The 3,957-nt window shown below is 68.4% G+C and carries 4 protein-coding genes and 1 pseudogene; all 5 read right to left on the bottom strand.

Annotation, left to right across the window (positions count from 1 at the left end):
• Window positions 1-61 precede the first annotated feature (61 nt).
• Window positions 62-796 (bottom strand): annotated as a pseudogene (locus R1101_RS27335) (acetoacetate decarboxylase family protein); the annotation flags it as partial.
• Between the two features lie 70 nt (window positions 797-866).
• The gene (locus R1101_RS0117840) at window positions 867-1,742 is read right to left on the bottom strand and encodes an aldo/keto reductase (RefSeq protein WP_016934719.1); all 876 of its coding nucleotides are present in this window, start codon (window positions 1,740-1,742) and stop codon (window positions 867-869) included.
• A gap of 94 nt (window positions 1,743-1,836) precedes the next feature.
• Window positions 1,837-2,238, bottom strand: coding sequence for a hypothetical protein (locus R1101_RS0117835; RefSeq protein WP_016934718.1), 402 nt, complete (start codon window positions 2,236-2,238; stop codon window positions 1,837-1,839).
• A gap of 38 nt (window positions 2,239-2,276) precedes the next feature.
• The gene (locus tag R1101_RS0117830; protein WP_016934717.1) at window positions 2,277-3,326 is read right to left on the bottom strand and encodes an acyl-CoA dehydrogenase family protein; all 1,050 of its coding nucleotides are present in this window, start codon (window positions 3,324-3,326) and stop codon (window positions 2,277-2,279) included.
• A partial coding sequence (locus tag R1101_RS0117825) for an acyl-CoA dehydrogenase family protein (protein ID WP_016934716.1) occupies window positions 3,323-3,957 on the bottom strand: 635 nt, incomplete at its 5' end. The genes R1101_RS0117825 and R1101_RS0117830, both read right to left, overlap by 4 nt.

Here is a 3,957-nt window from a genome sequence, read left to right as displayed (position 1 = left end):
GGGTGTCGCGGTGATCGTTCTCGCCGTGACGGGCGTGCTCTCCTGAGTGCGGTCGTCGTCGGACGACGGTCGCGTCGCCGAAGGTCATCCGCAGGTCGGGTATCGACGACGAGGCGAGTGCGCGGCGGGGCAGGCCGAGTGAACGCAGTTCGTCGGCGATCGGATGCGTACCCAACCGCAGGGTCGCGCCGCCGAGCCGGGTGCGCACCCCGCTCGGGTTCATCTCCCAGGTCGTGCGCCGGGTGACGCCGTCGATGTGCGAATACGCGGCGAGCGACGCGGCGAGACCCTTGCCCGGGACGGGAATTCCTGGCACTACGGTCAATTCGGCGATCAGTGCTCCGCCCGCGGAGACCGAACCGCGTCTGGTACTGCTGTCGTGGTCGACGTCGAAGTCGGCGAGGGTCTTGGGAAATCCCCAGATGCCGCGTCCGGCCGCGAGGGTGAAGTCCCCGTCGACGGGCAGGTGGTGGATGAGTGCACCGGCCTGCCCGCCGAGGAGGCTCCGCCAGTCTCCGATGATGCCGTCTCCGCGCTCGGGATGATCGCGGACGAGGAAGCAGACCCCGAACTCGTTGTACGGACCGAGATCCCCGTCGATGTAGTCCACGAAGACGAGAGTGCAGATCCCGTGACCCGGCCGGTACTGCAGGATCTCGAGCCCGGTGTGGGCGACGAGTTCCTGCGCGGGGTGCACGGGAACGGAGAACATCCCCATGAACGCCGTGGCGGTCCCGACCTGCACGGGCATCGTGACAGGTCTGCCCAACACGAGATGCGTCGTCGTCTCGCTCATCGCTGCCTTCCGGAAGTCGGACGTGCGTACTCCAGTAATGGGAACACGTTCCAATTGTGGAGGGAAGGGATCAGGCTGGTGCGCCGATGTTCATCTCGTCGGGATGCGCGCCCACCCGGGTGCCGTCGTCGAGGGTGTCGAGTTCGCTGAGGTCGAGTTCGTCGAGTTCGAAGTCGAAGACGTCGATGTTCTGGGAGATGCGCTGCTCGTGCACCGACTTCGGGATGACGATCAGTCCGTTCTGCAGGTGCCAGCGGATGAGCACCTGCGCGGCCGACTTGCTGTGACGATCGGCGATACGGGTGACGATCGGATCGACGAGCAGGGTGTTCGGCTTCGAGTTCGGACCCCACCCCGAGTTGCTCGTGCCCCCGAGCGGGCTCCACGACTCCACGGCGATGCCGTGTTCGGACGCGAACCGGCGGATCTCCTGCTGCGGCAGATGCGGATGCAACTCCACCTGATCCACCGCTGGCAACAGTCCGCCGCGATCGACCAGCACCTGCAGATGGTGCGGTTCGAAATTGCACACCCCGACCGCCTTCGCGCGACCCGACTCGGCGATCTTCTCGAGCGCGTCCCAGGTACGCAGGATCCGCTCGCGGTCCTGCAGCGGCCAATGGATGAGGTACAGGTCGACGTACTCGGTGCCCAGCTTCTTCAGGCTCGTGTCGAAGGCCTTCAGCGCCGGTTCGTAACCCTGATCCGAATTCCACAGCTTCGTGGTGACGAAGATGTCCTCGCGTGGCACCGGCGATGCGGCGAGCGCGCGACCGACGCCTTCCTCGTTGCCGTAGGCCGCAGCCGTATCGATGTGCCGGTAGCCGGCCTCGTCGATCGCGTATCGGACCGCGCGTTCGGTCTCGTCGTTGGTGGCCTGCCAGACACCCAGGCCCAGCTGCGGGATCGTCGTTCCGGAATTCAGCGTGATCGTGGGAGGTGTCATCTCTCCGACGTTAGCGAGCTACCGCGGCGGGCGCGAGCACTCCCGGATGATCAGGGGTTCCGGACCGCGGATACCGGGGAATCGAGGAGGCTCGTCACCGAAGGGTCGGGTCGGTGACGCGGTCGCCGCTCCCGGCGGTGCGGAAGACGGTGTCGGCGGCATCGGCGAGCGGATCGGCGGGCCGGACGTCGACGATGCGGTCGTAGACGATGCCTCCGTCGGGACACCACACCAGGACCCGCCGGGGACCGGGGTCGACGAAGTGCGCGACCATCGTCCCCGACGGTTCCACCGGCAGGCTCCGGGTGTTCCCGTTCGCGTCGGGGTCGACCCGGCAACTCTCCGGATGGACCGGCACACCGTGCACGGTCACCATGATCCGGGTGCGTCCCGGGACGACCTCCGCGGTCGCTGCGGCCCCGGCCACGCCCGGCGTGGCCAGGGTGATCGCAGCGGCGGACAGGACGGCGGCGACATTCGCGTATCGGACTCTCATGTATCTCCTTCCGCAGGGATCGCCGCCGACGATATTGCTCAGGCCGAGATTGCGCCCAGGTATTCGCGAGGTTGCCCGAACAGTTGGGCGCTGCCGTGCGCCCGTTTGAAGAACAACTGTGCGTCGTGCTCCCAGGTGATCGCGATCCCGCCGTGAAGCTGCACGGCCTCGGCGGCGACCTGCTGGAGAGCTTCCGAGCAGTAGATCTTCGCGGCGTACGCGTCCTGCGGATCCTGCGACAGTGCCGCGGCGTAGGACATCGAACGTGCGGTCTCCACCAGTGCGTACATGTCGGCCATGCGGTGCTTGAGCGCCTGGAAGGAGCCGATGACGCGTCCGAACTGCTTGCGGTTCTTCGTATACTCGACGGTCAGGTCGAGTACCGCCTGCGCGGCGCCGACCTGCTCGGCGGACAGGGCGATCGCGGCGGCCACCCGCAGCCGGTCGACGAGATCGTCGGACGACGACAGGCGACGACCGGTCACCGCGGAGAACGACACCTCCGCGAGGGCACGCGTGGGATCCATCGTGGGCACGCGGCGTCGCATCACCCCGTCGGCATCCGGATCGACCTCGAAGAGGGCCACCGAGTCGCCGTCGGCCGCGAGAACGAGAAGGACGGACGCGGTGTCACCTCCGAGCACGTAGTGCGCGGTACCGGTCAGCACGTCCCCGTCGGTGCTCACTCCGGGACGCTGCCATCCGGCGGCCGACGCCCAGCACACCGCCACGACCTCGCCGGCCGCGATGCCGGGAAGCAGGCGCGCCGCCGCGTCGGTATCACCGGACGACAGCACGGCCTGCGCCGCGAGCACCGCCGAACCCAGGAAGGGGGAGGGCGTGAGCGTGCGGCCGAGTTCCTCGAGCACCACGTGGGATTCGACCCACGACGCACCCACACCGTCGTATTCCTCCGGGACGGCGAGGGCTGCGACACCGATCTGCTCGACGAGCATCGTCCACAGGTCGCCGTCGTAACCGTCGGCGGTGGTGATCGCGCGCCGGACGGCAGCCGAATCGGAATGCTTGGAGAGCAGGGTGCGCACCGATTCCCTCAGTGCGGCACGCTCTTCCGTTTCGAACGTCACGACGCCTCGCTCTCGAGTGCCGCGACCACGCGTGCCCGGTGCTCGTCGGGGGTGCCCCACGCGGTGACGAGCGCGCGGACCTTCGTGATCCACAGCGACAGATCGTATTCCTGGGTGTAACCGATGGCGCCGTGCACCTGCAGGGCCGTGCGCGCCGCGAGGTACGCGGCGTCGCCGCACGCGACCTTGGCGGCCGAGACGTCGCGGGCCGCGCTGGGCAGACCGTCGCGGACGGCGAGCGCGGCGCCGTGCAGCAACGGACGCGCCATCTCGAGTGCGACCGCCACCTCGGCGAGGTGGTGCTTGACCGCCTGGAAGGAACCGATGGCCCGCCCGAACTGCTTGCGCTGCTGAGCGTATTCGACCGTGGTGTCGAGCAGCGTCCGGCCGAGACCCTGCAATTGGGCGGCCGCGGCGAGCACACCGATGTCGAAGGCTGCGGCGGTGTCGCAGGATCCGAGGGACTCGGTCGGGGTGAGCGAGGCGAGCGTCCGGGACCGGTCGACCGACCTGCGTGATTCTCCGGCGGTGCCCACCGAGACGGTGCCGTCGGCGACGTGCAGCGCGAGATCGGTGACGTGCGCGTCCACCGCATAGGGAACGTGCGGGAGCATCGCGACCGTGGCGAGGG

Source organism: Rhodococcus sp. R1101, assembly GCF_000278445.1.
Classification (GTDB): Bacteria; Actinomycetota; Actinomycetes; order Mycobacteriales; family Mycobacteriaceae; genus Rhodococcus; species Rhodococcus gordoniae.
Note: the sequence above shows the minus strand (reverse complement) of the source record. Positions and strands in the feature narration are given on the sequence as shown.

Coding starts and splice junctions, on each gene's coding strand:
- R1101_RS0117840 (WP_016934719.1), bottom strand. CDS start 1,742: ATGACACCTCCCACGATCACGCTGAATTCCGGAACGACGATCCCGCAG.
- R1101_RS0117835 (WP_016934718.1), bottom strand. CDS start 2,238: ATGAGAGTCCGATACGCGAATGTCGCCGCCGTCCTGTCCGCCGCTGCG.